This window comes from Paenibacillus abyssi (genome assembly GCF_014640295.1).
Classification (GTDB): domain Bacteria; phylum Bacillota; class Bacilli; order Paenibacillales; family Paenibacillaceae; genus Paenibacillus_D; species Paenibacillus_D abyssi.
The window spans coordinates 1-25,381 of record NZ_BMGR01000028.1; the positions used below are offsets into that span (position 1 = coordinate 1).

General features: G+C 46.1%; 25 protein-coding genes. 16 read left to right on the forward strand and 9 right to left on the reverse strand.

The window, feature by feature from the left end:
* Nucleotides 1-219: 219 nt before the first annotated feature.
* Both IEW11_RS24430 and gyrA read right to left on the reverse strand, forming a co-directional pair.
* On the reverse strand, nt 220-1,317 hold the full coding sequence (locus tag IEW11_RS24430; RefSeq protein ID WP_188533716.1) for an HD-GYP domain-containing protein: 1,098 nt from the start codon (nt 1,315-1,317) through the stop codon (nt 220-222).
* A 29-nt stretch (nt 1,318-1,346) separates the two neighbouring features.
* Nucleotides 1,347-3,887 carry a DNA gyrase subunit A gene (gene gyrA / locus IEW11_RS24435; RefSeq protein ID WP_188533717.1) on the reverse strand — a complete coding sequence of 847 codons (2,541 nt, stop codon included), beginning with the start codon at nt 3,885-3,887 and terminating at the stop codon, nt 1,347-1,349.
* A 282-nt stretch (nt 3,888-4,169) separates the two neighbouring features.
* On the opposite strand from gyrA, the gene IEW11_RS24440 reads away from it, so the two are divergent.
* The gene (locus IEW11_RS24440; RefSeq protein ID WP_188533718.1) at nt 4,170-5,000 is read left to right on the forward strand and encodes a YheC/YheD family protein; all 831 of its coding nucleotides are present in this window, start codon (nt 4,170-4,172) and stop codon (nt 4,998-5,000) included.
* Between the two features lie 44 nt (nt 5,001-5,044).
* Here the strand turns inward: IEW11_RS24440 and gyrB are convergent, their stop codons facing one another.
* From gyrB to dnaA, 6 genes are all read right to left on the reverse strand, one after another.
* Entirely contained in the window at nt 5,045-6,955 is a 1,911-nt protein-coding gene (gyrB, locus tag IEW11_RS24445) for a DNA topoisomerase (ATP-hydrolyzing) subunit B (protein WP_188533719.1), read from the reverse strand.
* A gap of 57 nt (nt 6,956-7,012) precedes the next feature.
* On the reverse strand, nt 7,013-7,261 hold the full coding sequence (remB, locus tag IEW11_RS24450; protein ID WP_188533720.1) for an extracellular matrix regulator RemB: 249 nt from the start codon (nt 7,259-7,261) through the stop codon (nt 7,013-7,015).
* A gap of 38 nt (nt 7,262-7,299) precedes the next feature.
* Nucleotides 7,300-8,409 carry a DNA replication/repair protein RecF gene (recF, locus tag IEW11_RS24455; protein WP_188533721.1) on the reverse strand — a complete coding sequence of 370 codons (1,110 nt, stop codon included), beginning with the start codon at nt 8,407-8,409 and terminating at the stop codon, nt 7,300-7,302.
* A 43-nt stretch (nt 8,410-8,452) separates the two neighbouring features.
* A complete protein-coding gene (gene rlbA / locus IEW11_RS24460) occupies nt 8,453-8,668 on the reverse strand; it encodes a ribosome maturation protein RlbA (RefSeq protein ID WP_188533722.1) in 216 nt (71 codons plus the stop codon).
* 10 nt (nt 8,669-8,678) lie between these two features.
* Nucleotides 8,679-9,821, reverse strand: coding sequence for a DNA polymerase III subunit beta (gene dnaN, locus IEW11_RS24465; RefSeq protein ID WP_188533723.1), 1,143 nt, complete (start codon nt 9,819-9,821; stop codon nt 8,679-8,681).
* 351 nt (nt 9,822-10,172) lie between these two features.
* On the reverse strand, nt 10,173-11,525 hold the full coding sequence (gene dnaA, locus IEW11_RS24470; protein ID WP_188533724.1) for a chromosomal replication initiator protein DnaA: 1,353 nt from the start codon (nt 11,523-11,525) through the stop codon (nt 10,173-10,175).
* A gap of 548 nt (nt 11,526-12,073) precedes the next feature.
* Here dnaA and rpmH point away from each other — a divergent pair.
* The 12 genes from rpmH (at nt 12,074) to IEW11_RS24530 (ending at nt 23,217) form a co-directional block, all read left to right on the forward strand.
* Nucleotides 12,074-12,208 (forward strand): 50S ribosomal protein L34, encoded by a 135-nt coding sequence (gene rpmH / locus IEW11_RS24475; protein ID WP_188533725.1) that lies wholly within the window; start codon nt 12,074-12,076, stop codon nt 12,206-12,208.
* A gap of 165 nt (nt 12,209-12,373) precedes the next feature.
* The gene (rnpA, locus tag IEW11_RS24480; protein WP_188533726.1) at nt 12,374-12,739 is read left to right on the forward strand and encodes a ribonuclease P protein component; all 366 of its coding nucleotides are present in this window, start codon (nt 12,374-12,376) and stop codon (nt 12,737-12,739) included.
* Between the two features lie 209 nt (nt 12,740-12,948).
* A complete protein-coding gene (locus IEW11_RS24485; RefSeq protein WP_373289396.1) occupies nt 12,949-13,677 on the forward strand; it encodes a YidC/Oxa1 family membrane protein insertase in 729 nt (242 codons plus the stop codon).
* Complete coding sequence (gene jag, locus IEW11_RS24490; protein ID WP_188533728.1) at nt 13,674-14,297, forward strand: RNA-binding cell elongation regulator Jag/EloR; 624 nt, start codon at nt 13,674-13,676, stop codon at nt 14,295-14,297. The genes IEW11_RS24485 and jag overlap by 4 nt, the downstream gene beginning before the upstream one ends.
* 190 nt (nt 14,298-14,487) lie before the next feature.
* On the forward strand, nt 14,488-15,867 hold the full coding sequence (gene mnmE / locus IEW11_RS24495) for a tRNA uridine-5-carboxymethylaminomethyl(34) synthesis GTPase MnmE (RefSeq protein WP_188533729.1): 1,380 nt from the start codon (nt 14,488-14,490) through the stop codon (nt 15,865-15,867).
* Between the two features lie 48 nt (nt 15,868-15,915).
* Nucleotides 15,916-17,805, forward strand: a complete 1,890-nt coding sequence (mnmG, locus tag IEW11_RS24500; RefSeq protein ID WP_188533730.1) for a tRNA uridine-5-carboxymethylaminomethyl(34) synthesis enzyme MnmG — start codon at nt 15,916-15,918, stop codon at nt 17,803-17,805.
* 3 nt (nt 17,806-17,808) lie between these two features.
* Nucleotides 17,809-18,531, forward strand: coding sequence for a 16S rRNA (guanine(527)-N(7))-methyltransferase RsmG (rsmG, locus tag IEW11_RS24505; protein ID WP_188533731.1), 723 nt, complete (start codon nt 17,809-17,811; stop codon nt 18,529-18,531).
* 352 nt (nt 18,532-18,883) lie between these two features.
* Nucleotides 18,884-19,699, forward strand: a complete 816-nt coding sequence (gene noc, locus IEW11_RS24510; protein ID WP_188533732.1) for a nucleoid occlusion protein — start codon at nt 18,884-18,886, stop codon at nt 19,697-19,699.
* 97 nt (nt 19,700-19,796) lie between these two features.
* On the forward strand, nt 19,797-20,570 hold the full coding sequence (locus IEW11_RS24515; protein ID WP_188533733.1) for a ParA family protein: 774 nt from the start codon (nt 19,797-19,799) through the stop codon (nt 20,568-20,570).
* Entirely contained in the window at nt 20,551-21,408 is an 858-nt protein-coding gene (locus tag IEW11_RS24520) for a ParB/RepB/Spo0J family partition protein (RefSeq protein WP_188533734.1), read from the forward strand. The genes IEW11_RS24515 and IEW11_RS24520 overlap by 20 nt, the downstream gene beginning before the upstream one ends.
* A gap of 119 nt (nt 21,409-21,527) precedes the next feature.
* A complete protein-coding gene (locus IEW11_RS24525) occupies nt 21,528-22,694 on the forward strand; it encodes an aminotransferase class V-fold PLP-dependent enzyme (RefSeq protein WP_188533735.1) in 1,167 nt (388 codons plus the stop codon).
* 31 nt (nt 22,695-22,725) lie between these two features.
* On the forward strand, nt 22,726-23,217 hold the full coding sequence (locus IEW11_RS24530) for a DUF4446 family protein (protein WP_188533736.1): 492 nt from the start codon (nt 22,726-22,728) through the stop codon (nt 23,215-23,217).
* Here IEW11_RS24530 and yyaC read toward each other — a convergent pair.
* Entirely contained in the window at nt 23,192-23,782 is a 591-nt protein-coding gene (gene yyaC / locus IEW11_RS24535; RefSeq protein WP_188533737.1) for a spore protease YyaC, read from the reverse strand. The genes IEW11_RS24530 and yyaC overlap by 26 nt on opposite strands.
* 104 nt (nt 23,783-23,886) lie before the next feature.
* Here yyaC and IEW11_RS24540 point away from each other — a divergent pair, with 104 nt between their 5' ends.
* Genes IEW11_RS24540 through IEW11_RS24550 form a run of 3 tightly spaced genes read left to right on the forward strand, consistent with a single transcriptional unit; the run spans nt 23,887 to nt 25,255 of the window.
* Entirely contained in the window at nt 23,887-24,126 is a 240-nt protein-coding gene (locus IEW11_RS24540) for a putative Se/S carrier protein (protein ID WP_188533738.1), read from the forward strand.
* Between the two features lie 24 nt (nt 24,127-24,150).
* Entirely contained in the window at nt 24,151-25,035 is an 885-nt protein-coding gene (locus IEW11_RS24545) for a mechanosensitive ion channel family protein (protein ID WP_229725680.1), read from the forward strand.
* On the forward strand, nt 25,025-25,255 hold the full coding sequence (locus tag IEW11_RS24550) for a DUF951 domain-containing protein (protein ID WP_188533739.1): 231 nt from the start codon (nt 25,025-25,027) through the stop codon (nt 25,253-25,255). Before IEW11_RS24545 ends, IEW11_RS24550 begins: the two co-directional genes overlap by 11 nt.
* Nucleotides 25,256-25,381: the final 126 nt, after the last annotated feature.

Below are 25,381 nucleotides of genomic sequence, written 5' to 3' on the forward strand. Positions count from 1 at the left end.
CAAATTCATTTCTTCTTGTCCGTCACCGTCTCAGCGGCGACTTGAATAATATATCACAGATGCCTACTTGATTGCAAGTGTTTTTTTGAAATTCTTCAGTAGTTTTTTTATCTCATGCTGTAAATCTCATAAAAACAACTGTGATCATTATCGATGCCCCAAAAGCGGCAAAAAATAATATATCACAGTCATATTACTAGAGTCAAGAAAGATTTTAAATTAACGTGAAATGATTTCTTGAATATATAAATGGCGTTCGGTTGTTAAGTTTACAATCGTCTTATTAATCGACACCCAGGGCCTTGTCAGTTGATTACGGTCGGAGAAAACAATCTCCCCTATGCGATCATCGCTAAGTCGTACAACCGTACCGATATTAAATTGCGTGACCTTCTCAATAAACGTTTGAACATATAAAGGATCCAATTTACCGAATGATTCGCTTTGGATTTGTTCCAGTACCAAATAAGGAGAAATAGGTTTGCGATAAGAGCGGGTTAATGTCATCGCATGAAAAATATCGGCAATTGCAACGATTTTGGCATAGGGATGAATTTTCTCTCCGCTAACACCAAGAGGATAACCGCTGCCGTCCACCTTCTCGTGATGCTGCAGCGCTGCCAGCTTAACCCCTTCATTGATCGCAGGCACCGACTTCAATAATTGATATCCATAGACGGTGTGCTGCTTCATTTCATCCACTTCTGCCTGAGTTAGTGAAGTTGGCTTGTACAGAAGATTCTTGTCTACTTTAATATTCCCGATATCATGCAGCAATCCCGCCATTGCAATCGGAAGCAGGTCTTTCTGGGCAAAATTGTTCCATAACGCGAGTTGGTAGGATGTCATTGCCGACATGACGCTGTTGTGGAAAATATAATCATGTTCATTCCGTATATTAGGTAAAAAAGCAAGCACATTATACTCTTTGATATGTTTCAGCAGTGCTTCCAACTTTGTCCTGATTTCTAGGATCGGCAGACTCTCGCCTGTTATGAACTGATTGTGTACCCGCTTAAGCAGCTTAAACAATTGATCATACTCATTCTGCATTGAATGGGTCTGATTGGTTTGCATTGATGCCGCCTGCTTGGATTCCTTTTTTTGTTCTTCCGCAGGCATAATTTTAGCAGGCTCATCCTCTGCGCCCTCTCTGGCCTCGATAACCACACTGGAGATCATAAATGCCTGGAGGATTTCCAATTCTCTTGGTGTAATTACTTTTCCCTTATGAAACAGGACACCACCGAGCGGAGTTTGGACATCTTGAACAATTTTATCACCTAATTTTACTTGGCTCAGCAAAACCGATGGCATGAACGTCCCTCCTAGTAAAACACCGTCCGTTATTCCTCGGACGGTGTTTCTTTCTCATTACTATCTTCAATCTCCGCATTGCTTTCATTCACAGCGTCGGTGGCCTCCGTCTCCGATTGCCCCTCCGTTTCTTGCTCCTCATTCTCTTCGCTGCGTCCAACTCGTGTAACGGTTGCTACCGCATCTTCATCGCGAATATTTATGAGTCTAACCCCTTGCGTATTTCGGCCCATTGTCGAAATTCCAGCCATGCTCGTTCGAATGAGTGTGCCTGATGATGTCATGATCATCAGATCTTCATCGTTATCGACCACTTTCAATCCGACGATTGGCCCGTTTTTGTCCGTTACGTTTAATGTTTTGATTCCTTTACCGCCGCGGGTCTGAATCCGATATTCGCCAATCGGCGTACGTTTGCCATAACCTTTGGATGTAACAATCAACACATCATGCTCCGGAACGGCAACATCCATATCAATGACGATATCGTTATCATCGAGTTGAATGCCTTTAACACCGGTAGCCGATCTGCCCATAGAGCGAACATCACACTCGGAGTAACGAATCGACATTCCTTGTGCGGTACCCATAATAATCTCTTGCTTGCCGTCGGTCAGCTTCACGCCGATCAGATCATCATCCTCACGCAAGGATATGGCAATCAGACCAACCTTACGGATGTTTGAGTAATCCTCGAGAGGCGTCTTCTTCACAATCCCTTGACGGGTGGCAAAGAACAAGTATTGATCCGGATCAAAGGATTGTACCGGAATGACCGCATTCACCGTCTCGCCCTGCTCGATCTGGATCAGATTAATAATAGGCGTTCCGCGTGCGGTTCGGCTGAGATCCGGAATTTCGTAAGCTTTTAACCGGTAGACCTTTCCCTTGTTCGTAAAGAACAGCAAGAATTGATGGGTATTGGAAACAAACAAATGCTCAACAAAATCGTCATCTTTCGTTTCCATGCCAATTACGCCGCGTCCACCGCGCTTTTGACTGCGGTAGGTTGTTACCGGCAGACGTTTAACATAACCGGTGTGCGTGATGGTTATAATAACATCCTCTTGAGGAATCAGGTCTTCATCCAGGATTTCATCGTCGCTTAAGGTGATTTCCGTACGACGCTCATCTCCGAACTTTTGTTTTACTTCGTTCAACTCTTCGCTGATGATTTGCAGTACAAGCTGCTCATCCGCCAGAATCGCTTCGTATTCTGCGATCTTGCGCAGCAGCTCCGCATATTCAGCTTCGATCTTCTCACGTTCCAAGCCGGTAAGACGCTGCAGACGCATATCGAGGATTGCCTGCGCTTGTTCATGGCTCAGCTCAAAACGCGTCATTAACCCTTCGCGTGCTTCATCGGTTGTCTGGGATCCGCGGATAAGCGCAATCACTTCATCCAGATGGTCAAGCGCTACACGCAGCCCTTCCAGAATATGCGCCCGGGCACGTGCTTTTTTCAGATCGTATTCGGTCCGTCTGCGAATCACTTCAACCTGATGTGTCAAGTAATGATATAACACATCTTTGAGATTAAGCACCTTCGGTTCGCCGCCTACAAGGGCAATCATGTTAATGCCAAAGTTCGATTGCATCTGTGTTTGCTTATACAGATTATTCAGAACGACATTCGGATTAACATCCCGCCGAAGTTCGATGACGACGCGCATTCCGTTACGGTCCGACTCATCGCGCAGATCCGTAATGCCATCAATATTTTTATCTCTAACAAGCTCAGCGATCTTCTCAACCAGCCGGGCTTTATTCACTTGATAAGGAAGCTCATGCACGATTATGCGCGCTTTGCCGCCATTCTCTTCGATCGTAGCTCTTGCCCGCATGGTGACTGAGCCGCGTCCGGTCGTATAGGCTTGACGAATCCCGTTGAGCCCCATAACAATGCCTGCTGTCGGGAAATCCGGGCCTTTGACGAACTCCATCAACTCAACCGGCGTAATCTCCGGATTTTCAATGAGCGCTTGTACACCGTCAATGACTTCAACCAGATTGTGCGGTGGAATATTCGTCGCCATACCAACGGCGATCCCTGATACCCCATTCACAAGCAGATTAGGAAAACGTGCAGGCAGAACCGCTGGTTCATGCTCTTCTCCATCATAGTTCGGTACAAAATCGATCGTTTCTTTGTTAATGTCACGCAGCATCTCCATCGCAATCTTGGAGAGGCGAGCCTCTGTATACCGCATTGCCGCGGCCGAGTCGCCGTCGATGGAACCAAAGTTACCATGCCCATCAATCAGCATATATCGCAGCGAGAAATCCTGTGCCATCCGTACCATCGTTTCATAAACGGCTGAATCGCCGTGCGGATGGTATTTACCGATGACTTCGCCGACAATTCTGGCGGACTTCTTATAAGGCTTGTCCGGTGACATACCCAGCTCAGACATCGCATACAGGATGCGTCGATGTACCGGCTTTAGCCCGTCTCGCACATCGGGCAGCGCACGGCTTACGATAATGCTCATCGCGTAATCCATGAACGAATCTCGCATCTCGACGCCAATATCACGATCTCGTATTTGGGAACGTTGCTCTTCCGCCATGCTAAACCTCCTGACATATCTTTAAAAACACACTATTCTTTATTATATTACTTTCACAATCCCAGCACAATTAAACGTTTGGCAATGTTGGGTGTTCGCCGCTGCTTTTTATCCCGCCATCACCATACAATGATAATGAGCTTAGACGTTTATGAAAGAGCGTACAGATCATGTTACAATCAACCCATTTCTGTTCGCCAAACCTTATTATACCATTCATTTTCATCCATGTGTGCAAGAGAAAATAACAATTTTGAATCGATTGGGAAAGGCGGAACCCAGTTGGCTATCCAGCGCGTTACAAGTAAATGGGAGAAGACAAATGCCTTGTTAAAAAATGACGTTTTACGGGAATACATTCCTCCTACGAACCGATTAACGGAAGATCATTTATATGCGATGCTTGAGCAATATAATATGGTTTATGTAAAGCCGAATAAGGGTACCTTCGGAACCGGTGTGCTGCGCATAGAGAAAATTCCGGAGGGCTATCAATTACAGCTGGGCACAGCCCTTCATCATTTTGCCTCTTATGCGGATCTTTTCGACAAATTGCGCCAGCTTACACACGATCGCCCTTACCTTATACAGCGCGGAATTGAACTGTTAAAACATCAATCCAGGAGATTCGATCTTCGTGTCATGGTGCAGCAAAGTCCCCGAAGGCAATGGGAGACGACCGGCATTATCGGACGGCTCGCTCACCCCCGCAAAATTGTGACAAACTATCATAGCGGCGGTACGCCTATGTCCTTCGAAAAGCTCATGACGGATCATTTGTCGGAAGCGGAACAACACCGTTATCTCACCATGCTGAAAAAGCTCGGTGTCGACATTGCCCGTCAGCTTCAAACGGCCTACCCTAACCTTAAAGAGCTTGGCGTTGATATCGCGGTGGATACTGAATTCAAGCCCTGGATATTGGAAGTCAATACGATGCCGGATCCGTATATTTTTTGCAAGCTGAGGGACAAGAGCACCTTCCGAAAAGTGTACCGATATGCACTCGCTTACGGTCGTTTCAAACGCAAAATAGCGGCTTCCTCCAGTAAACGGGTTCCAGACAAAAAGGAACCCTATCCCCATGGCGGCAAGCAAAACCGCCTGAAATAAATAAGGCTGTCAAGGATACCTTGACAGCCTGTTCGTGTATGAAATTAAATATCTAGATTTTTAACATATTTCGCATAGGTTTGGATGAAATCACGGCGCGGTTCTACATTATCACCCATCAACGTATCGAATACGACATCCGCCTCAATAGCATCCTCGATCGTTACCTGGAGCATTGTACGGCTTTCCGGATCCATTGTCGTCTCCCACAATTGGCCGGCATTCATCTCACCTAGACCTTTATAACGCTGTACGTTCACTTTTGCGCCTTCTCCGAACTCAGCGATAATCTCATCGCGTTCACGCTCGCTCTGCGCATAACGAATCACTTTGTTGCGCTCAATCTTAAAGAGCGGCGGCTGTGCAATATAAATATAACCAGCCTCGATAATTTTACGCATGTAACGGTAGAAGAACGTAAGCAGCAGCGTCCGGATATGGGCGCCGTCGACGTCAGCATCGGTCATAATAATGATTTTGTGGTAACGGGCTTTGGCAATGTCAAAATCTTCGCTGATTCCAGTGCCAAGCGCCGTAATGATCGCACGAATCTCCGTATTTCCGAGAATTCGATCCAACCGCGCTTTCTCAACGTTCAATATTTTTCCGCGCAATGGCAAGATCGCTTGGAAGTGACGATCACGTCCTTGCTTCGCAGATCCACCAGCGGAGTCCCCTTCCACGATATACAGCTCGCTGATCGATGCATCCTTCGAGGAACAGTCGGCCAGCTTGCCCGGCAGTGAACTGACTTCAAGCGCGCTCTTACGGCGAGTCAGTTCGCGTGCTTTACGGGCGGCTTCGCGCGCGCGAGCAGCCTGTAGCCCTTTCTCAAGAATCTTCTTCGAAACCGAAGGATTCTCTTCTAGAAACTCCTGGAACTTCTCCGCGAAGAACGATTCCACAATACCGCGAACCTCGCTGTTACCCAGCTTTGTCTTCGTCTGTCCTTCAAACTGCGGCTCCGGAATTTTCACGGAAATAATCGCCGTGAGCCCTTCCCGCACATCATCGCCGGAGAGATTGGACACATTATCCTTAATTGTGCCCGTCTTACGCGCATAATCATTGATAATCCGCGTTAATGCGCTCTTGAAGCCGGACTCATGCGTACCGCCTTCATGCGTATTGATGTTGTTCGCAAAAGAATAAATATTTTCGGTATAGCTGTCATTGTATTGCAATGCCACCTCAACCTGAATATGATCCTTGGAACCTTCAACATAGATCGGCTGCTCATGGAGTGCCTCGCGATTGCGGTTCAAATATTTCACGAACTCTATGATACCGCCGTCGTATTTATACGTTTTTGTCGTTCCCGTCCGCTCATCAAGCAGAGAGATGGCAATCCCTTTATTCAAGAAAGCAAGCTCGCGAATCCGAGATTGCAGAATTTCATATTCATAAACCGTTGTCTCGGTAAATACTTCCGCATCGGGCTTAAAGGTAATGGTTGTACCGGTGCGTTCCGTTTCACCCACAATCTTCAAATCATACTGCGGCGCGCCGCGGCGGTACTCCTGCTGGTATACCTTCCCGTCCCGGTTAACCTTCACAATAAGCTGCTCGGACAGCGCATTAACGACAGATACACCAACGCCATGCAGTCCGCCGGATACTTTATAGCCCTCTCCGCCGAACTTGCCTCCTGCGTGAAGGACCGTCATAACGACCTCAACGGCCGGACGTTTCATCTTTGCATGCTCGCCGACCGGAATTCCCCGCCCATTATCGATTACCGTTATGCTGTTGTCCTCATGTATGATGACATCGATTTGATCGCAATAACCTGCTAGCGCCTCATCGATACTGTTGTCGACGACCTCCCATACCAAATGGTGAAGTCCCTTGCTGCTGGTCGATCCAATATACATTCCGGGGCGTTTGCGTACCGCCTCCAATCCTTCGAGGACCTGGATCTGACTCTCGTCATACGTATTCTGATTCAAAGACATGCCTTTTTCACTGCTCCTCTCAACTGCTCGCTTCCTGCCTTGCTGTGGGGTTCACCGTTAATTCGTAACAAAATTGTGGGCCCTCTTCTTCAACGTCGAAGATGATATCGGTGAGTAATAGATCTTTTGCTTTGTGATTACGATCGATTTCGACTCTTCTTCTCCGATCACTTCAACGTCCTTCCGTTTGCGGGCTCCAGCCACAAATTGCTTCGACAGCTTAGAGGACTGCTCAATCGAAATATCAAAAATCGCTACGAGCTCCACTGCCCGGATGATCTTCTCTCCGCCTAAATGGATATACATCTCATCCACCCCTTATTCGGTTCGTCGCATTCGTACGGTTATCGCATTACTTGTCCGCCCCGCACTTGGTAGACGCGGGCATCCTGAAGCTTGCCCAGATTGACGCTTTCAAGCCCGGTCGTCGTAATGAACGTTTGTACTTTTCGTTGAAAGGTCTCGATTAATTGCGTTTGCCTGTTCTGATCAAGCTCGGAGAGTACATCATCCAGCAAAAGCAATGGATATTCTCCGATTTCCTCATGGATCAGCTCAATCTCCGCAAGCTTTAGCGACAGCGCTGTTGTCCGCTGCTGGCCTTGCGAACCGTATATGTGTGCTTCTTTGCCATTTATATAAAAGGCCATATCATCACGATGAGGCCCAACAAGAGTGACGCCTCTACGGAGCTCCTGATCTCTTACCTGTGATAACTTTATCATAAATTGCTCAAATAAAACAGATTCTTCTTGGGAGACATCCAGCTCAAAGGATGGGCGATAAGCAATATTAAGCTGCTCGCCGCCTGCTGTAATTCCAGAATGGATATTTTCAGCCCAACGTTCCAGCTTATGAATAAAGCTTTGCCTTTTTTTTATAATTTTAACACCATATTCCGCTAATTGGGCATTCCACACGTCCAGCATGGTCTGCTGCGCAGCCCCGGGCGATGCCGTTTTCAAATAATTATTGCGCTGCACAAGCACTTTGCCGTACTGCTGCAGCGTATGCAAATAACCGGGTTGAACCTGGCCGATTTCCATATCGAGAAACCGCCTGCGGATACCCGGCGTACCTTTAACAATCTCCAGATCTTCTGGCGCGAACATCACCACATTCAGTGTGCCGACAAAATCACTTAGCTTACGCTGCTCTAAGCCATTGATTTTCGCTTTCTTACCTTGACCAGAAAATACCAGATCGAGCTTCACCTTGCCATACTTCTTTTCTACTTCGCCTTGGATATGTGCTGCATCCGCATTCCAGCCGATCAATTCTTTATCTTTGCCGGTGCGGTGCGATTTTGTTAATGCCAGTGTAAATATCGCTTCGAGCAGATTGGTCTTGCCCTGCGCATTCGGACCGACAAACAAATTAACTTGGCTATCGGTAGACAATTCAATCCGTTCGTAATTGCGATAATTACGCAGTTCGATATGGTTTAGAAACACGCTGAAGCCTCCTGTGCGGTTACCCTTGTGAGACCAGCGTCGCTTAACCTCGTGTAACCGTAAAAGAACCGAATCCTTTGATTTCAATCCGGTCCCCTGAATACAATTTCCTGCCTCTTCGATTATCCGGCTCCCCGTTGATGAGGACCTCATGCTCTTGCAGGAACATTTTGGCTTGGCCGCCTGAGTCGATACAGTCTGATAACTTCAAAAATTGGCCCAATGCAATATATTCTGTCGAGATTGAGATTGTTTTCATTTATCCACCTCTATCCAGTCGTCCGGTATGGCAATATCAGGTGCAAGCTATGCGGATGATCTGTCGGTTTAATAATAATCGGACTCATTGCACCTGTAAATCCGATGAACAACTGTTCGCTGTCGATCACTTTTAAAGCGTCGAGCATATATTTCGAGTTAAAAGCGATGCGCAGCGGCTCTCCGTCAAATCTTGCAGCCTCTAACTGTTCGGTAACCTTTCCGAGTTCCGACGAGCTGGAGGAAATTTCAATCGTACCGTCATCGAGTGTCATTAAGCGGACGATATTTGTTTTTTCTTCTCTCGACATCAAATAAGCGCGATCGATCGCATCCGTCAATTTTTTTGTATCCAGCACAAGTTCTGTTTTGTACTGCTGCGGAATAATCTTAGAAGTATCGGGATAGGTACCGTCCAATAATCGGGAGTAAAACAGCACATGATCGACTTTGAACAATACCTGGTTGTCCGCAACGACAATTTCAACCAATTTGTTATTGTCCGGAACGATCTTGGAAAGTTCAACTAACGTTCTGCCGGAAATAACGACATTGGCAAACCGATAGTCTGCCCTTGTCTCGACTGACGCGCTGCGGCTTGCTAGACGATGACGGTCGGTTGCGACAAATTTGAATTGTCCCTCATGCAAATTCCATAACACTCCCGTTAAGATCGGGGTTTGTTCACTTGTTGAAGCTGCAAATGTCGTCTGCCGGATCATCGATTTCAACAAATCGCCAGGAATCGAGAATACTTCATTCTCCTCAATAGACGGCAGTACAGGGAATTCTTCCGGATCCAAGCCGACCATCTGGATATCGGTTGAACCGGAACGGATCATGGTTTGAAAATGATCGCTTACTTCTATCTCGACTTGTGTCGATGGCAGCTTCTTAACAATCTCCACAATAAATTTGGCCGGAAGAACCACGCTGCCGGGCTTGTCGATTCGCGCATTCACTTGATCGCCTGTTTCGACAGGGATAAAGCTCTGTATGGAAATGTCCGTATCACTAGCGGTAAGCGTTACGCCTTGATGCGTAACGTCCATTTTAATACCGCCTAAGATCGGAATGGCAGGTCTGCTGGATGCAGCTTTTGCGACTTGTTGGATCGCGTCGTTTAGTTCGTCTTTCAATATCATTAATTTCATAGTTCCACTCCTATGGGGATAACGATTAATTGGATTAGCAACTAACTACTGTATCGAACAAAGTGAAAAAAAACGTGAGTTAAGGTTCACGAAGTTTGGGAAGCTAAGGTTGCTGTTTGCACCGAACCAATTCGCTTAGAAACGCGAATAGCGAATAGCAGTTCATGCGTTCTTGCAGCTAACTGGGCTTCTGAGAACCGAAGCCAACAGTTACGGCGTTATATAAGTTATTTTAACATTCTTTTGTTAGTAGTCGTAGTAGGGGCACTGGATATGTGGATAACCGTCGTAAACATTGATCAAGCAAGCTTATCCACATGTGAATAGTTTGTGCATAGGCTTGCTTGTTGTTCACGTATGATTTTTTATCTTATCCGTTAAGTTATTCACAACTTTATATAGTTCCTGATCCAGCTTCAATTGCTGGGTTATTTTCTCATGGGCATGAATAACGGTCGTATGATCCCGGCCGCCGAATGCTTCACCAATCTTCGGTAAGGAATAATCGGTCATCTCACGGGCCAAATACATCGCAATCTGCCGCGGGAAGGCAACGGCCTTCGTACGCTTACGTGCTTTAAATTCCTCCAGCTTGAGGCCGTAGAATTCGCCGACTTTCTGCTGGATATCTTGAATGGTAATCATTTTAGGCCTGCTGGACGGAATAATATCCTTCAACGCTTCAGCTGCAAGATGAGAGGAAATATCCTCATTGATAAGGGAAGAATACGCAACAACGCGAATCAGCGCGCCTTCCAGCTCCCGAATATTCGTATCGATCTGATTAGCGATGTAGACCATGGCCTCATTCGGAATATCGAGATTCTCAGCTTTCGCTTTCTTCCTTAAAATTGCAATCCGGGTTTCCAGATCCGGCGGCTGAATGTCCGTAATCAAACCCCACTCGAAGCGGGACCGCAATCGTTCTTCTAAGGTTGGAATTTCTTTTGGCGGACGATCGCTTGAGATAATAATTTGTTTACGTTCCTCGTGCAATGCATTAAAGGTATGGAAAAATTCCTCCTGCGTTTGTTCTTTGCCGGCGAGAAATTGAATATCATCAATGAGAAGCACATCGATATTGCGGTATTTCATCCGGAAGCTTTCCCCGCGGTTATCGCGAATGGCATTAATGAATTCATTCGTGAATTTCTCAGACGAAATATACAGGACGCGGGTATTTTGATTATGCTCCAAAATATAGTGGCCGATCGCATGCATGAGGTGGGTTTTTCCTAATCCTACGCCTCCGTAAAGGAACAAAGGATTGTAAGCTTTGGCCGGCGCTTCCGCAACGGCAAGCGATGCGGCATGTGCGAACCGGTTATTCGCCCCGATCACGAACGTGTCAAACGTGTATTTCGGGTTCAGCATGTGAGAGAACGTCTCTTCAGGACCTACCGGAGCTGCTGGTACAGCCGCTGGGTAGGGAGCTACCGGTTCCGGCGGCTTGTTCTCTTCAATGGCAAATTTAATGTCGACTTGCCTTCCCAAATATTCATAAAGCGTCGTGCGGACAAGCTTCGTATAACGGCTTTCCAGCCATTCGGCCGCAAACGTGGTCGGCGCCGTAATGACAAGCAGATCTTCATTTAAAAACGACGCTTTTGTCGCTTTAAACCAGGTATCGAAGCTTGGCTTGCTCAATTTGGTTTGGATAATAGACAACACTTGTTGCCATATTTCGTGGGTATGGCTATCCACAGACTGTCACTCCTTATCCTATGGTTCCGCCTTGCAGTATGGCGGCAGCCAAGGCGAGGAATTGTCGAATAAACAAAAATAAAGTAGAAAATATCCACAATATTAAGAAATGTGGAATTGAAGATATTAAAAGAGGATGAAAATTGTTCACAATGTTATCCACAGGCTGTTAATAAGTAGTGGGGGTTTTGGGAGTCATCCACACCGAAAACAAATATATCATAGCAAAACGGGGCTTGTATTTCAACGCAATTCGGGATATTATCCACATTTTCAATAGGTTGTGTATAAATGTTATGGACAACACTAGATATTGTTTATATCTTGTGAAGATTCGACATGGTTCTGTTCTTCCGCGAAAAAATTATTCACATGTTACTAATTTGTCTGAATATGATGCCCCTGTGGACAAAAAAATCGCCATTATTTTATAAAATGGTCTAAGGTTGACTTTTGGCGGTGCACATGGTTTAATTGAAAAAGGCGTTTTTTCTGACAACAAGCATGTATACGAATAATGGACGAATCCTTCAAGGAGGTGCAAATAGATGAGACCGACTTTTAAACCGAATGTAAGCAAACGTAAGAAAGTTCACGGCTTCCGGAAACGGATGAGCACGAAGAACGGACGCAAAGTGTTGAGTGCCCGCCGTCAAAAAGGAAGAAAAGCACTGAGCGCATAAATGGCAAAGACCACGTGAGGGTGGTCTTTTTTTCTGCTTATCTTCAATTATCTTCAATTATATAGAGAGCATTAATTTCCTAACCCGTGTAGAGGGTTTTTCAGGGTTTTTCCATCATTGGTTTGGCCATACTATAAAATAAATGAAAGTCCGGTGGGCAAGGTCGTGCATAGAAAGCTGCGTCTTCGTAACAGGCAAGATTTCAATCGCATATATCGCGGGGGCAGATCATTCGCCAACAGCCAGTTTGTGGTGTATTGGTCCAGGAAGCCTGAGGTGGAGAAGTTCCGCCTGGGCGTTTCGGTGAGCAAAAAGCTGGGCAACGCTGTTGTCCGCAACCGGATGCGCAGAGTGATTAAGGAGATCGTCCGGCTTCAAGCTGATAAAATCGTTGATCATATTGATTTTATCCTCATTGCGCGCAAGCCGTCTGTTTCGATGAAATCAAAAGAGCTCGAACGCAGTGTGCTGCACGTACTTCGTAAAGCGAATTTGCTGAAGCCTTATCCGGATCGTAAGCCTGTTCCGTGAACGGCAATCTCACCTATTGGCGACAGGTGTCGGTAAGCGCTGCCGGATTCAGTGAGAACCGTTGAAAGCAGTGCTTTAGATGGAGGTACAAGCTGTTTCTTTGTTTTAAATATTATGGTATAGTTTACATTGAAATGCGTTGCTCTTTAGAGAGGAGTTTTGATGTGTTGTCTCGGATTTCAAAAAAGAAATGGTATTTAGTAATCACAATGGTCATGCTCGTGATCCTGTTAACCGGTTGCGTACCGACAGATCACACGACGACAATTGATGAATTGCGTGAAGGCAACTTCTGGGAGAAGAACGTTGTCTACTGGTTTGCGTTAATGCTGGATTCGTTTGCGGGTTGGTTCAGCGGTTCCTATGGCTTGTCCATCTTGCTGCTGACAATTATCGTACGCACAATGATTTTGCCGCTGACGCTGAAGCAGTATCGCAGTTCAAAAGCAATGCAGGCTCTCCAGCCTGAAATGAAAAAAATCAGGGACAAGTACAAGGATAACCCGCAAAAGCAGCAGGAAGAAACAATGAAGCTGTTCCAACAGCATCAAGTGAATCCATTAGCAGGTTGTTTACCTTTGCTTATCCAAATGCCGATTTTTATCGCGCTCTATAATGCAATTTACTGGAATCCCGAAATCCGAGAGCATACCTTTTTGTGGCTGCAGCTCGGCGAGAAGGACCCGTATTACATTCTGCCGATTATCGCAGCGATCACAACATATATTCAATCGAAGATGATGCCGCAGATGCCGAACAATCCGATGCAGGCGATTCTGCTGATCTTCCCGGTGCTGATTTTCGTTATGGCGATGTCGTTCCCGGCAGCACTTCCGCTGTACTGGATTTACAGCAATATCTACACCATCATCCAAAACTATTTCTTGTACGTGCGTTCCTCTGACAAGAGCAAGGGCAAGGAGGTTCCTGCGAAATGAAGAAAATTGTTGCATCAGCAAAAACGATAGAAGAAGCTGTACGAAAAGGATTAGCGCAGTTGCAAGTAACTGAGGACCGTGTTCAAATTACCGTGCTTGAGCAGCCATCCAAAGGGCTGTTCGGTCTAATCGGGACTAAGGAAGCGAAAGTGGAATTAGAGGTTAAGCCCGATCCTGCTGGAGAAGCGGAGCTGTTTCTTCGCGAGGTAGCAAGAACGATGGGGTTATCGGTAGAAATCGACCGTCAAGTCACAAGAGATGGTCTTCACCTTGCTCTTACAGGTGGAGACGATCTTGGTATGATGATTGGACGCCGCGGACAAACGCTCGATGCTTTGCAATATTTAGCGAATATTGTCGCTAACCGTTATTCAGACAGTCATCTTCGGATCGTGCTTGATGCAGAGAATTTTCGGGAGCGCAGGCGTAAAACGCTGGAAGACTTATCAGACCGTTTAGCCAATCGTGTCATACGTACGAGAAAGGAAGTTGTGCTGGAGCCGATGTCGCCGCATGAGCGGAAGGTCATTCATTCACAACTTCAGAATCATCCAAAGGTGAAAACGTTTAGTAAAGGTGACGAACCGAATCGTCGTGTCGTTATTACAATGAAGTCATAAATGGACTAATCTTCGCAGCAATGGCTCCTGACGAGACATTGCTCTTTTTTTAAAATCCAAGAGAGTATAGGTATTCGTTCATTGTGCTCAGCTTGGATTTTTACCGTTAAACGATGTTGGTAAACCAAAGAGTGAAGTTTGGAAATATGATCTGTCATTATAATGAAACAGATGTTTGAGGTGTAAGGACATGATAGAGGATACAATTGCCGCCATCTCTACCGCAGTGGGAGAGGGCGGCATTGCCGTAATTAGGGTAAGTGGGCAGGACGCTGTGCCTACTGCGGCCCGGATATTCCGATCCAAATCAAATCTGATGGAAGTGGATTCGCATACGGTTCATTATGGTCATATTGTGGATCTAAAGACAAAGGAAACGGTGGAAGAAGTGCTTCTAACCGTTATGAGAGGGCCGCGTTCTTTTACGGCTGAAGATGTCGTGGAGATCAGCACGCACGGCGGATTTATATCCGTCAAAAAAGTGCTTGATCTGATTCTTCAGCAGGAAGGGGTACGCGCGGCTGAGCCAGGTGAATTTACGAAGCGTGCCTTTATAAATGGACGAATTGATCTGGCCCAAGCTGAAGCGGTGATGGATTTGATCCGCTCCAAGTCAGACCGGGCCTTTTCCATTGCATTAAAGCAGGTGGATGGGAAATTATCTCGAATGATCAAAGCCCTCCGTGGACAGGTGATAGAATTGTTGGCCCATATTGAGGTCAATATTGATTATCCGGAACACGATGTGGAGGAAATGACAAGCAATTATATCCGTGAACAATGCAGCAAAGTCATTGAACAATTGGATGGACTGCTAAAAACAGCGGATGAAGGCAAAATATTAAGGGAGGGCATTACGACGGCTATTGTCGGGCGCCCTAATGTCGGTAAGTCTTCACTGCTTAATGCGCTAGCCCAAGAAAATAAAGCCATTGTAACGGATATCCCAGGAACGACGCGGGATGTTATCGAAGAGTTCGTCTCTGTGGGTGGTATCCCGTTAAAACTGCTGGATACGGCCGGCATTCGGGAAACGGAGGATGTGGTGGAACGTATCGGTGTGGAGCGGTCTCGGAGTGCTCTGAGTGACGCTGATCTGATTCTGTTCGTTCTCAATAACCACGAGCCTCTTCACGATGATGAGCGCCGATTAATGGATGAGCTGTCGCATCGACCGGTCATTGTTATTATAAATAAGACCGATCTGGCTGGGCAGCTTGAAATAGAGGAGATTGAAAACCGGTTTCCGCAGGAATCGATTGTGAGGATGTCGGTTCTGGAGGAAGAGGGGATGGATCGTCTTGAAGCGGCCATTTCATCCTTATTCTTCAGCGGCAAATTGGAATCAGCAGATCTGACATATGTCAGTAATGCAAGACATATTGCGCTGCTCAAACAAGCAAAGCAATCGATGATGGATGCGATTGATGCGACCTATAACGGCATTCCGATCGATATCATTCAAATCGATGTGCGAACGGCATGGGAGCAGCTGGGCGAGATTATTGGCGATACCGCTGGTGATTCGTTGATTGATCAGATTTTTTCGCAATTTTGCTTAGGTAAATAATCGTTGCGTTCGCCGTACTGACGGTCGAGGCAGTGAGGAGGGTAATAGATGGGATACGAAGCAGGTCAATTTGATGTGATCGTTATTGGAGCCGGCCATGCCGGTTGTGAAGCTGCGCTGGCATCGGCCAGAATGGGCTGTGATACGCTGCTGCTGACGATAAATTTGGATATGGTAGCTTTTATGCCGTGTAATCCGTCGATCGGAGGGCCAGCTAAAGGGCATGTCGTTCGTGAAATTGATGCGCTCGGTGGAGAGATGGGGCGCAATATTGATAAAACCTTTATCCAGATGAGAATGCTGAATACAGGTAAAGGGCCGGCTGTGCACGCTTTGAGAGCGCAAGCCGATAAATTTTTGTATCAGCATACGATGAAACAAACGATCGAAGAAACCGATAATTTGACGCTGCGCCAAGGCATGGCGGAGGAATTCATCGTAGAGGATGGGGCATGTGTCGGCGTCATCACGAAAACCGGCGCAACCTATCGCGCGAGAGCAGTCGTGTTAACGACAGGCACTTATCTGCGCGGGAAGGTCATTATGGGTGAATTGATGTATGAGAGCGGGCCGAATAACCAACAGCCGTCAGTGAAGCTTTCGGATAGCTTGCGCGGTCTAGGCCTTCAACTTGTTCGTTTTAAGACCGGTACGCCGCCTCGTGTGCATAAAGATACGATTGATTTTGGCAAAACGGAAATACAACCAGGGGATGAGAATCCGAAGTTTTTCTCTTATGAGACGGAGTTCTCGGATAATGAGCAGCTTCCTTGTTGGTTGACGTACACTTCTGAGGATACACATAAGATCATTAATGACAATCTTCATCGTGCTCCGATGTTCTCCGGCGCTATTGAAGGTACAGGTCCGCGTTACTGTCCTTCTATTGAAGATAAGATTGTCCGTTTCGCGGACAAACCGAAACATCAGATTTTCCTGGAGCCGGAAGGGAAGAATACCTCAGAGTATTATGTCCAAGGATTGTCCACCAGCATGCCAGAGGATGTGCAACTATCCATTTTACGCTCCATCCCAGGATTGGAAAAAGTTGAGATGATGCGTACTGGTTATGCAATTGAATATGATGCTGTCGTTCCGACGCAGCTGTGGCCTACGCTCGAGACGAAGGCTGTTCCTGGTTTGTTCACTGCTGGACAAATTAATGGCACCTCCGGATACGAAGAAGCAGCAGGCCAGGGAATCATGGCTGGCATCAATGCCGCACGTAAAGTGCAAGGCAAAGAGGCGGTAGTCATTCAGCGTTCACAAGGCTACATCGGCGTTATGATTGATGATCTGGTTACAAAAGGAACGAATGATCCATACCGTCTTCTCACTTCGCGTGCGGAGTACAGATTATTGCTTCGCCATGACAATGCCGATATGCGCCTGACGCCGATTGGTTATGAAATTGGACTCATATCTGAAGCACGCCACCAGCGGTTTCTAATGAAGAAAGATCTGGTGGAGCAGGAGATTGAGCGCTTGAAGACGGCAAAGGTAAAAGCTGATGAAGAGCTTCATGCCTTGTTGGCCGAAATCGATTCCGCACCTGTACAATTTACTACGGATGCGTTATCCCTCCTGCGACGTCCTGAAGTGAGTTATGCGCATCTGGAACGACTCGTTCCTTCTCCATTAGCGTTAACGGAAGAAATGAAGGAGCAAGTCGAGATCCAAGTCAAATATGCCGGTTATATTGAAAAACAATTGCTGCAGGTCGAGCGTCTTGGAAAGATGGAGAAAAAGCGTATTCCGGATGATATTGATTACGCTGATGTGCGTGGTTTAGCATCTGAAGCAAAACAGAAGTTATCGGATATTAGACCGTTATCGATTGGGCAGGCTTCTCGAATTGCGGGTGTAACGCCTGCGGACATTTCGATCTTACTTGTATATCTGGAGCACTATAATCGAGTGGTTGCAGCGCGGGGGTAGAGGATGGAAGCAGCATTAACGTGGTTCCAAGAACGGTTGTTGGGCCAAGGGATAGAATTAACAGATCTACAACTTCGGCAATTTGAGGATTACCACCGCATTTTAGTGGAATGGAACGAAAAGATGAATTTAACCGGCATTACCGAGAAAGCAGCGGTTTATGAGAAGCATTTCTATGATTCGCTTTCGCTCGCTTTTTTTACAGACCTTAATCTCGTCCGGAATTTGGCCGACATTGGCTCTGGAGCAGGTTTTCCAAGTATCCCGCTTAAAATCTGTTTTCCTCATCTGCAAATAACGATTGTCGATTCTTTAAATAAACGAATTCAATTTTTACAACATTTATGCGAAGAACTAAAGCTGGACCATGTATCATGCTTGCATGGCCGAGCAGAGGATATTGCCCGTTCCATGGAGCATCGGGATGCCTATGACTTGGTTACGGCCAGAGCGGTCGCGAGACTGGCAGTGTTGAATGAATTTTGCCTTCCGTTTGTACGCAAGGGCGGGCATTTTGCTTCGATGAAAGGCGCCGATCCAAAAGAAGAGGCAGTCGAGGCAGCGAAGAGCCTGAAAGAATTACGAGGCAAAATAGTCAATATCTACGATATGAAGCTGCCTTTTGAACAGTCGGATCGTCATGTTGTATGGATTCAGAAGTTGGATTCAACGCCAAAAAAATACCCCCGCAAAGCAGGGACGCCTTTGAAATCACCTTTGATCTAGCATCGATAGAAAAAGACGTGCAATTGGCCAATGTTTCACGTGAAACATTGGCTTTTATTTTGTTTAATCTTAAATATCAAGCAGGAAATCACAGGTTGATTGGCGAATTTATTTAGTAATCATTATGGATATCTGTAGTGAACGATAGAGTCCATCACGTCGAATAAGAGGTATGAATGAAGCTGTCTCTGAAAAAGATGACGGTCGATTGCTCTTTGTTGTATTATTAAAGAGCAGGTTAATAGGAAGGCTGCATTCAAACGGATGGTGAAGGTCGATTTATTTAACCGCAGGCTTTTTAGTGATGAAAGAATGAGCGTCGGTATATTGAATTCGGGTGGTAATCAACATTATGAAAGAACAATTCACGCGTTTGTTTGGGCTTGGAGAGAAGGTCGTACACGACGAAGTAAAACAGCTTCCGGTCAATGAGGTTGACCCTAGTCCATATCAACCACGAACTATTTTTGACGATGAACGGATTGATGAGCTGTGCCAGACCATCAAGACGCATGGGGTAATTCAACCCATTGTTGTACGTATACGTAATGAAAGATATGAGATTATCGCCGGAGAAAGGCGTTTTCGTGCGGTGAAAAAGCTGGGGCTCGATACGATTCCTGGCATTATCCGAGATTTTAATGATTCTCAAGCTGCATCGATTGCTCTGATCGAAAATCTGCAGCGCGAAGGATTGACGGCGATTGAGGAAGCGGTTGCTTATCAGAAGCTGATTGATCTGCACAGTCTTACACAAGAAAGCCTTGCACAGAGGTTAGGCAAAAGCCAATCGACGATCGCAAATAAAATTCGTCTTCTTAATCTGTGTGAACCGGTCAAAGAGGCATTGATAGAGCGGAAGATTACAGAACGTCACGCACGGGCCCTTCTTGCATTGGATACCGACGAGTTGCAGCAAAAGGTGCTTGAAGACATTATTACGAAGGAGTTAAACGTTAAACAGACGGAGGCTCGTGTAGCCTTTTATAAAGAAAATGCGAAGATCAAGAAGTCTAAACGGATATCATTCACGAAAGACGTGCGTCTGGCTGTAAATACAATACGGCAATCGATTGAGATGGTTTCCGGGTCGGGATTGAAAATCATTAAAGATGAGAAGGATACCGATGATCATTATGAGATTGTCATTCGAATTCCTAAACGATAATAAATAGATCATACGCCTTAACTGACGCCGTCCTAGGCAGGACGGCGAAATTATTTGGCATTGTATTTAAAAGTTATTAATATTGAGGTGAACCGGGTTGTCCAAGATCATAGCAATTACTAACCAGAAGGGCGGAGTCGGCAAAACGACGACTTCAGTCAATTTAGGGGCATCACTGGCTTCTTTAGGGAAGAGAGTGCTGCTTGTTGATATTGATCCGCAAGGCAATACAACAAGTGGAATCGGCATAAATAAAGCAGATGTAGAAAATTGCATTTATGATGTGCTTATAAATGATGTTCATCCGAAAGATGCGATGGTGGAAACGAATATCCCTGGTCTAACAATGATCCCTGCCACAATTCAGCTCGCAGGAGCGGAAATTGAACTAGTGCCGACGATATCGAGGGAAGTTCGTTTGAAAAAATCACTGCATCAAGTCAAAGATATGTTCGACTACATTCTTATTGATTGCCCGCCTTCCTTGGGTATCCTGACGATCAATTCGCTAACGGCCGCTGACTCCGTTATTATTCCAATCCAATGTGAGTACTACGCATTAGAAGGTTTAAGCCAGCTGCTGAATACGGTTCGACTTGTTCAGAAACATCTTAATACGAATCTGCAGATCGAGGGTGTGCTGTTAACGATGTTTGACGCACGGACTAACCTGGGCATTCAAGTCATTGAAGAGGTGAAGAAATACTTTCAACAGAAGGTGTATCAAACGATTATTCCTCGCAATGTCCGCTTGAGTGAAGCTCCTTCCCATGGACAGTCGATCATTACGTATGATCCGCGATCTAAAGGTGCCGAGGTTTATCTTGAATTGGCAAAGGAAGTGATTACGTATGAGCAAGCGGCTAGGTAGAGGTTTAGATGCATTAATTCCTTCGTTGTCAGTCAATGAAGATGACAAGGTTATCGAGATACCACTGTCACAGCTAAGACCCAATCCTTACCAGCCACGCAAAACGTTTGATGATGATTCCATCAAGGAATTAGCGGAGTCCATCAAACAGCATGGTGTTATCCAACCAATTATTGTAAGAACTGTACTTAAAGGTTATGAGATCATAGCGGGTGAACGCCGTTTCCGCGCTTCAGGCCTGATCGGTGCGGCTACAATCCCGGCAGTAGTCAGAGCATTCTCTGATCAGCAAGTGATGGAGATCGCGCTTATAGAAAACCTGCAGCGGGAAGATTTGAATGCTATAGAAATCGCTATCGCATACCAGGCGATTATGGATAAATTTGAGCTTACTCAAGAGGAGCTTTCACTCAAGGTTGGAAAATCCAGGTCGCATATTGCAAACTTTTTAAGACTGTTAACGCTCCCCGCAGAAATTAAAGATGATGTTTCACGTGGAACATTATCGATGGGACATGCAAGATCACTAGTGGGAGTGAAAGAGGATAGCGTTAGAAAAGAGCTTGCGAGGTTGGTGAAGGAACAGGAATGGAGCGTTCGTGACCTGGAAGAGGCGATCCAAAAGCTCGATCAGAAAGGTAAGGAAGGCAAGGAAACACAAAAGTCGAAAAACAAAAAACGCGATCCGTATATTGAGTCTGTAGAAGAGTCATTGAGAGAGCGTTTTAAGACGACAGTAAAAATTAAACAGCAGAAAGAAAAGGGTCGGATCGAACTGTTGTATTATAACAAACAGGACTTGGAAAGATTGCTGGAACTGTTGGACAGAATGGCGTAATCATGGAATAAACATAGGTAGCATACCAAGTTGTATTCTTTCTTAGGAAAGATTAAACTAAGGTGTGCTATTGTTATAAAGAGCTGCTTACTGCGACTAAGGAAGGTGGGAAAATGGTGATGAGACAAGCCGACGAAATTATTTATTTGGACCATGCTGCGACATCGTGGCCTAAGCCGCCGGAAGTGCTGGATGCCGTTAGTGAATGCATGCGGAACTCTGCGGCTAATCCTGGACGGGGAAGTCACCAGATGGCAGTTCAAGCCAGCAGGGTGCTGTTTGATACGAGGAAAAAGCTTGCTAAGCTGTTTCACATAAAAAACCCCAATGATATCGCGTTTGCCTTGAATACAACGGGGGCGCTGAATTTGGCGATTAAAGGATTTGTGAAGCCGGGTAGCCATGTGATCGCGACATCAGTGGAGCATAATTCCGTGCGGAGGCCGCTGGAGTATTTGAAGCGTGTTGTGGATATTGAAGTGACTTATGTGGATACGGATGAGTCAGGTGTTATGGATCCGAAGAGGATTCAGGATGCAGTTAAAGCTAACACCTCATTGGTCATCGCCAACCATAGCTCAAACCTTCTGGGCAGTATTTTACCGATTGCCGATATTGGAGAGATCACCAGAAAAAAAGGGATTAAGCTGCTTGTGGATGCCGCACAAAGCGCGGGGATACTGGATATTGATGTGGAACGGATGGGGATTGATATGCTTGCTTTTCCCGGTCATAAGGGCTTGCTGGGACCGCAGGGGACAGGCGGGCTGTATATTCATCCTGAAGTGGATTTGGAGCCTCTTATGCACGGAGGGACGGGCAGTCAGTCGGAGGCGGCGGAACAACCTGCGATTCGGCCGGATCGATATGAGGCGGGCACGCAAAATACACCTGGATTTGCTGGGTTAAAGGCGGGGGTTGAATATATACTGCATGAGACCACTGAAAAAATCCATAATAAAGAATGGGCGTTGACACAGCGGTTAATGGATGGACTGCTTTCGGTGGAAGGGGTTAAGGTGCTTGGCCCGACACTCGGTGAGCAAAGGACAGGTATTGTAACTTTTCTTGCAGGCGAAGCCGATCCGTCGGAAATTGCATTCATACTCGATCAACACTACGGGATTGCCGTGAGATCGGGATATCATTGCACACCGCTGGCACATGAGCAAGCAGGCACATCGGCGACCGGCGCAGTGCGTGCAAGCGTAGGTTATTTTACTGCGGACGCTGAGGTTGATGCATTGATTGCTGCAGTCCAAGAAATTATGAAGCATTATAGATAAAGCTGCTACATTGTGGGGGAGATAAGGAAACATGGAAGACATCTTGTTGGACAACCTGGTGGGGATTGTTGCAGCGATCGGATTCATCTTATTCATTCTGATCGTATGGCTGTTGATGATAGGCAGGAGACTGAGTAAGATGCGTAAACGGTACATGCAGATGATGGCAGATACGGAAGTTCATAATCTTGAACAGGTTATTGTTGACTTGCAGCATTCGCACCGTCAGCAGGAAGAGCAGCTTGCGCTGCAAACGAAGGAACTGAAGATCATTGCAGAAGCACTGAAAAAGGTGAAGGGCAATGTCGGAATCCTTCGTTATAATGCCTTTGCGGAACAAGGGAGTGATATGAGCTTTTCTCTGGCGATTGTAAATGAACATCAAGATGGTGTCATTATAAGCGGCATTCATAGCAGAGAAGAAACTTATGTATATGCCAAACCGCTTAAACAAGGTGAATCCAATTACGCATTATCGCCAGAAGAGCGGAAAGCGATTACTCTTGCGTTACAGCAGGCATAACAGCGCGATGAGAAGTCGTGATCGCATGGAATAGACTGAATGAGATAATGTCGGACATCCGCATAACGAGGTGCAGGCGTGTGTTCTGTAGAACGAAGTATTCCATAAAACCGCCGACATTGACGATTCCCGTAACATGAATATTTCCAACCGGGGGCAAGTCTTTGTTGACGCCCGCACCCGGCCTGACGGGGCCGCTGCCAACTTGAATACAGCCCACACTGGCTACTTGTCCGAGACAGGCGTCAATACCAATAATAAAAGGATTGTTGTATTGGCGATTCAATTGGTGCATCGTCTCCTCGAGATTAATGGCGTGAACGGGATTCTCCAATGTACCGTACAGATCGAATAAGGGGCTGCGGTATTTGCTGAGGGTCGTGCCGACTAAAGGGCCAAGCGCATCTCCAGTCGAACGATCCGTGCCGATGCATACGACAACGATTCTTTGATCGGTGCGAAGGCTTTCGATCAGTGCGCTTAAACGATGAATAAGATGACCGTTAACGTTTGGTTCTGTATAAGCGATTTTAAGTGGTGTTTCTTTGAATGGTGTTAGTTTCATAGAATCCCCTCCGCCGCAAATGTAGTACTAGTATATGGATAGGACAACCTTTTTATACTATGGAGAGACCGGGAAATTGATGTACGGAGGGAGGGTGCGTACGGATGCTGATCGCATTTGATTCAACACAGCAGGCGCTTCGGGCGGAAATGCTGCTGGAATATGCGGAAATTGAAATCGATATCTGCCCCACCCCCAAAGAAATAACGGCGGGCTGCGCATTGTCGATCGAGTTTCCAAACGAAGATATCGGGACCGTGAAAACGGTGATCGAAACGGAAAACGTGGAGATAAGAGGCATTTTCAGAAAAGTTGAAACAGGGTATGAAAAAGTAGATATATAGATTGCGGAAAAAGAGGGAGAAAGAATGATGTGGTTTAACGAAGCCATAAATGATATCACTGCGTGGTTAAGCAATGAAGTCATGTGGAAAAATCTCGCATTAACTGCCTTGCGCATCCTAATTATATTGATTGCCGCGCGGATTGTAATTTTTATCGTTCATAAAGCAATAACCCATGCTATTATCGAGCGTGAATCGAAACGGTTAGCGATTCAGACCAGACGAATGCGAACGGTCGGCAAGCTTTTGAAAAATGTCTCCTCCTATGTCGTACACTTCATAACGATACTGCTTGTTTTCTCCGAGTTTAATATCCATCTGGGACCGCTGCTGGCTGGTGCAGGGGTTATCGGATTGGCGATCGGATTCGGGGCGCAAAGTCTCGTCAAGGATGTCATCACAGGGTTTTTTATTATATTGGAGGATCAATTTGCAGTAGGGGACGTTGTTCAGACGGGAGCCTTTAAAGGTACGGTAGAGATGATCGGCTTGCGCTCAACCCGGCTGCAATCCTGGACAGGGGAAGTGCATATTATCCCTAACGGCATGATTAACGAAGTGACCAATTTCTCCATCAATAACTCTTTGGCTGTTGTGGATATTTCAATTGCGTATGAAGAAGACATCGATGAAGCGGAACAAGTTATCCGACAAACGGTTGCTAAGGTAGAGGACGAAAACCTCGTTAGACAGCCTGAAGTGTTAGGGATTCAAATGCTCGGTGCGTCTGAGGTCGTATTGCGGGTGATTGCCGAATGCCGGCCTAATGCCCAGCATGGCTATACCAGAAAGCTGAGATCCGAGATCAAAAAAGCGTTGGATGCCCACAATATTGAGATTCCATATCCCAAACAGGTGCAGCTTCACCGGTCAGAAAAAGACGGAGGAGGAGTGAAAAGTGGAGCGTAAGCAATTTCAGCTTGGCGATATCGTGCAAATGAAGAAGCCTCATCCCTGTGGAACGAATGAGATGGAGGTTATCCGGATGGGAATGGATATCCGGATCAAGTGTGTCGGCTGCAAGCACAGCGTACTTGTGCCACGATTAAAGTTTGAGAAAAACATGAAGAAGGTGCTCCGCTCTGCAGAGTCGCAAACCGAGCAGCAGGATGCAGGATCTCCAGAGTGAATATTCAGATGAATCAAGCTTTAAACAGCCGTTTTAGGCTCTGAAAATTCATGATAAAATCTGCTGTCAATTGTCTGAGAAAATGTCACCCTAACTCATCCGAGAAAATGTCACTATTGGAGTAGT

What these genes read in the sequence shown, in the direction of transcription:
- IEW11_RS24430 (WP_188533716.1), bottom strand. Translation starts at nt 1,317, where the DNA reads ATGCCATCGGTTTTGCTGAGCCAAGTAAAATTAGGTGATAAAATTGTT.
- gyrA (WP_188533717.1), bottom strand. Translation starts at nt 3,887, where the DNA reads ATGGCGGAAGAGCAACGTTCCCAAATACGAGATCGTGATATTGGCGTC.
- gyrB (WP_188533719.1), bottom strand. Translation starts at nt 6,955, where the DNA reads ATGTCTTTGAATCAGAATACGTATGACGAGAGTCAGATCCAGGTCCTC.
- remB (WP_188533720.1), bottom strand. Translation starts at nt 7,261, where the DNA reads ATGTATATCCATTTAGGCGGAGAGAAGATCATCCGGGCAGTGGAGCTC.
- rlbA (WP_188533722.1), bottom strand. Translation starts at nt 8,668, where the DNA reads ATGAAAACAATCTCAATCTCGACAGAATATATTGCATTGGGCCAATTT.
- dnaN (WP_188533723.1), bottom strand. Translation starts at nt 9,821, where the DNA reads ATGAAATTAATGATATTGAAAGACGAACTAAACGACGCGATCCAACAA.
- rpmH (WP_188533725.1), top strand. Translation starts at nt 12,074, where the DNA reads ATGAGACCGACTTTTAAACCGAATGTAAGCAAACGTAAGAAAGTTCAC.
- IEW11_RS24485 (WP_373289396.1), top strand. Translation starts at nt 12,949, where the DNA reads ATGGTCATGCTCGTGATCCTGTTAACCGGTTGCGTACCGACAGATCAC.
- jag (WP_188533728.1), top strand. Translation starts at nt 13,674, where the DNA reads ATGAAGAAAATTGTTGCATCAGCAAAAACGATAGAAGAAGCTGTACGA.
- mnmE (WP_188533729.1), top strand. Translation starts at nt 14,488, where the DNA reads ATGATAGAGGATACAATTGCCGCCATCTCTACCGCAGTGGGAGAGGGC.
- mnmG (WP_188533730.1), top strand. Translation starts at nt 15,916, where the DNA reads ATGGGATACGAAGCAGGTCAATTTGATGTGATCGTTATTGGAGCCGGC.
- rsmG (WP_188533731.1), top strand. Translation starts at nt 17,809, where the DNA reads ATGGAAGCAGCATTAACGTGGTTCCAAGAACGGTTGTTGGGCCAAGGG.
- noc (WP_188533732.1), top strand. Translation starts at nt 18,884, where the DNA reads ATGAAAGAACAATTCACGCGTTTGTTTGGGCTTGGAGAGAAGGTCGTA.
- IEW11_RS24520 (WP_188533734.1), top strand. Translation starts at nt 20,551, where the DNA reads ATGAGCAAGCGGCTAGGTAGAGGTTTAGATGCATTAATTCCTTCGTTG.
- IEW11_RS24525 (WP_188533735.1), top strand. Translation starts at nt 21,528, where the DNA reads ATGAGACAAGCCGACGAAATTATTTATTTGGACCATGCTGCGACATCG.
- IEW11_RS24530 (WP_188533736.1), top strand. Translation starts at nt 22,726, where the DNA reads ATGGAAGACATCTTGTTGGACAACCTGGTGGGGATTGTTGCAGCGATC.
- yyaC (WP_188533737.1), bottom strand. Translation starts at nt 23,782, where the DNA reads ATGAAACTAACACCATTCAAAGAAACACCACTTAAAATCGCTTATACA.
- IEW11_RS24540 (WP_188533738.1), top strand. Translation starts at nt 23,887, where the DNA reads ATGCTGATCGCATTTGATTCAACACAGCAGGCGCTTCGGGCGGAAATG.
- IEW11_RS24545 (WP_229725680.1), top strand. Translation starts at nt 24,151, where the DNA reads ATGATGTGGTTTAACGAAGCCATAAATGATATCACTGCGTGGTTAAGC.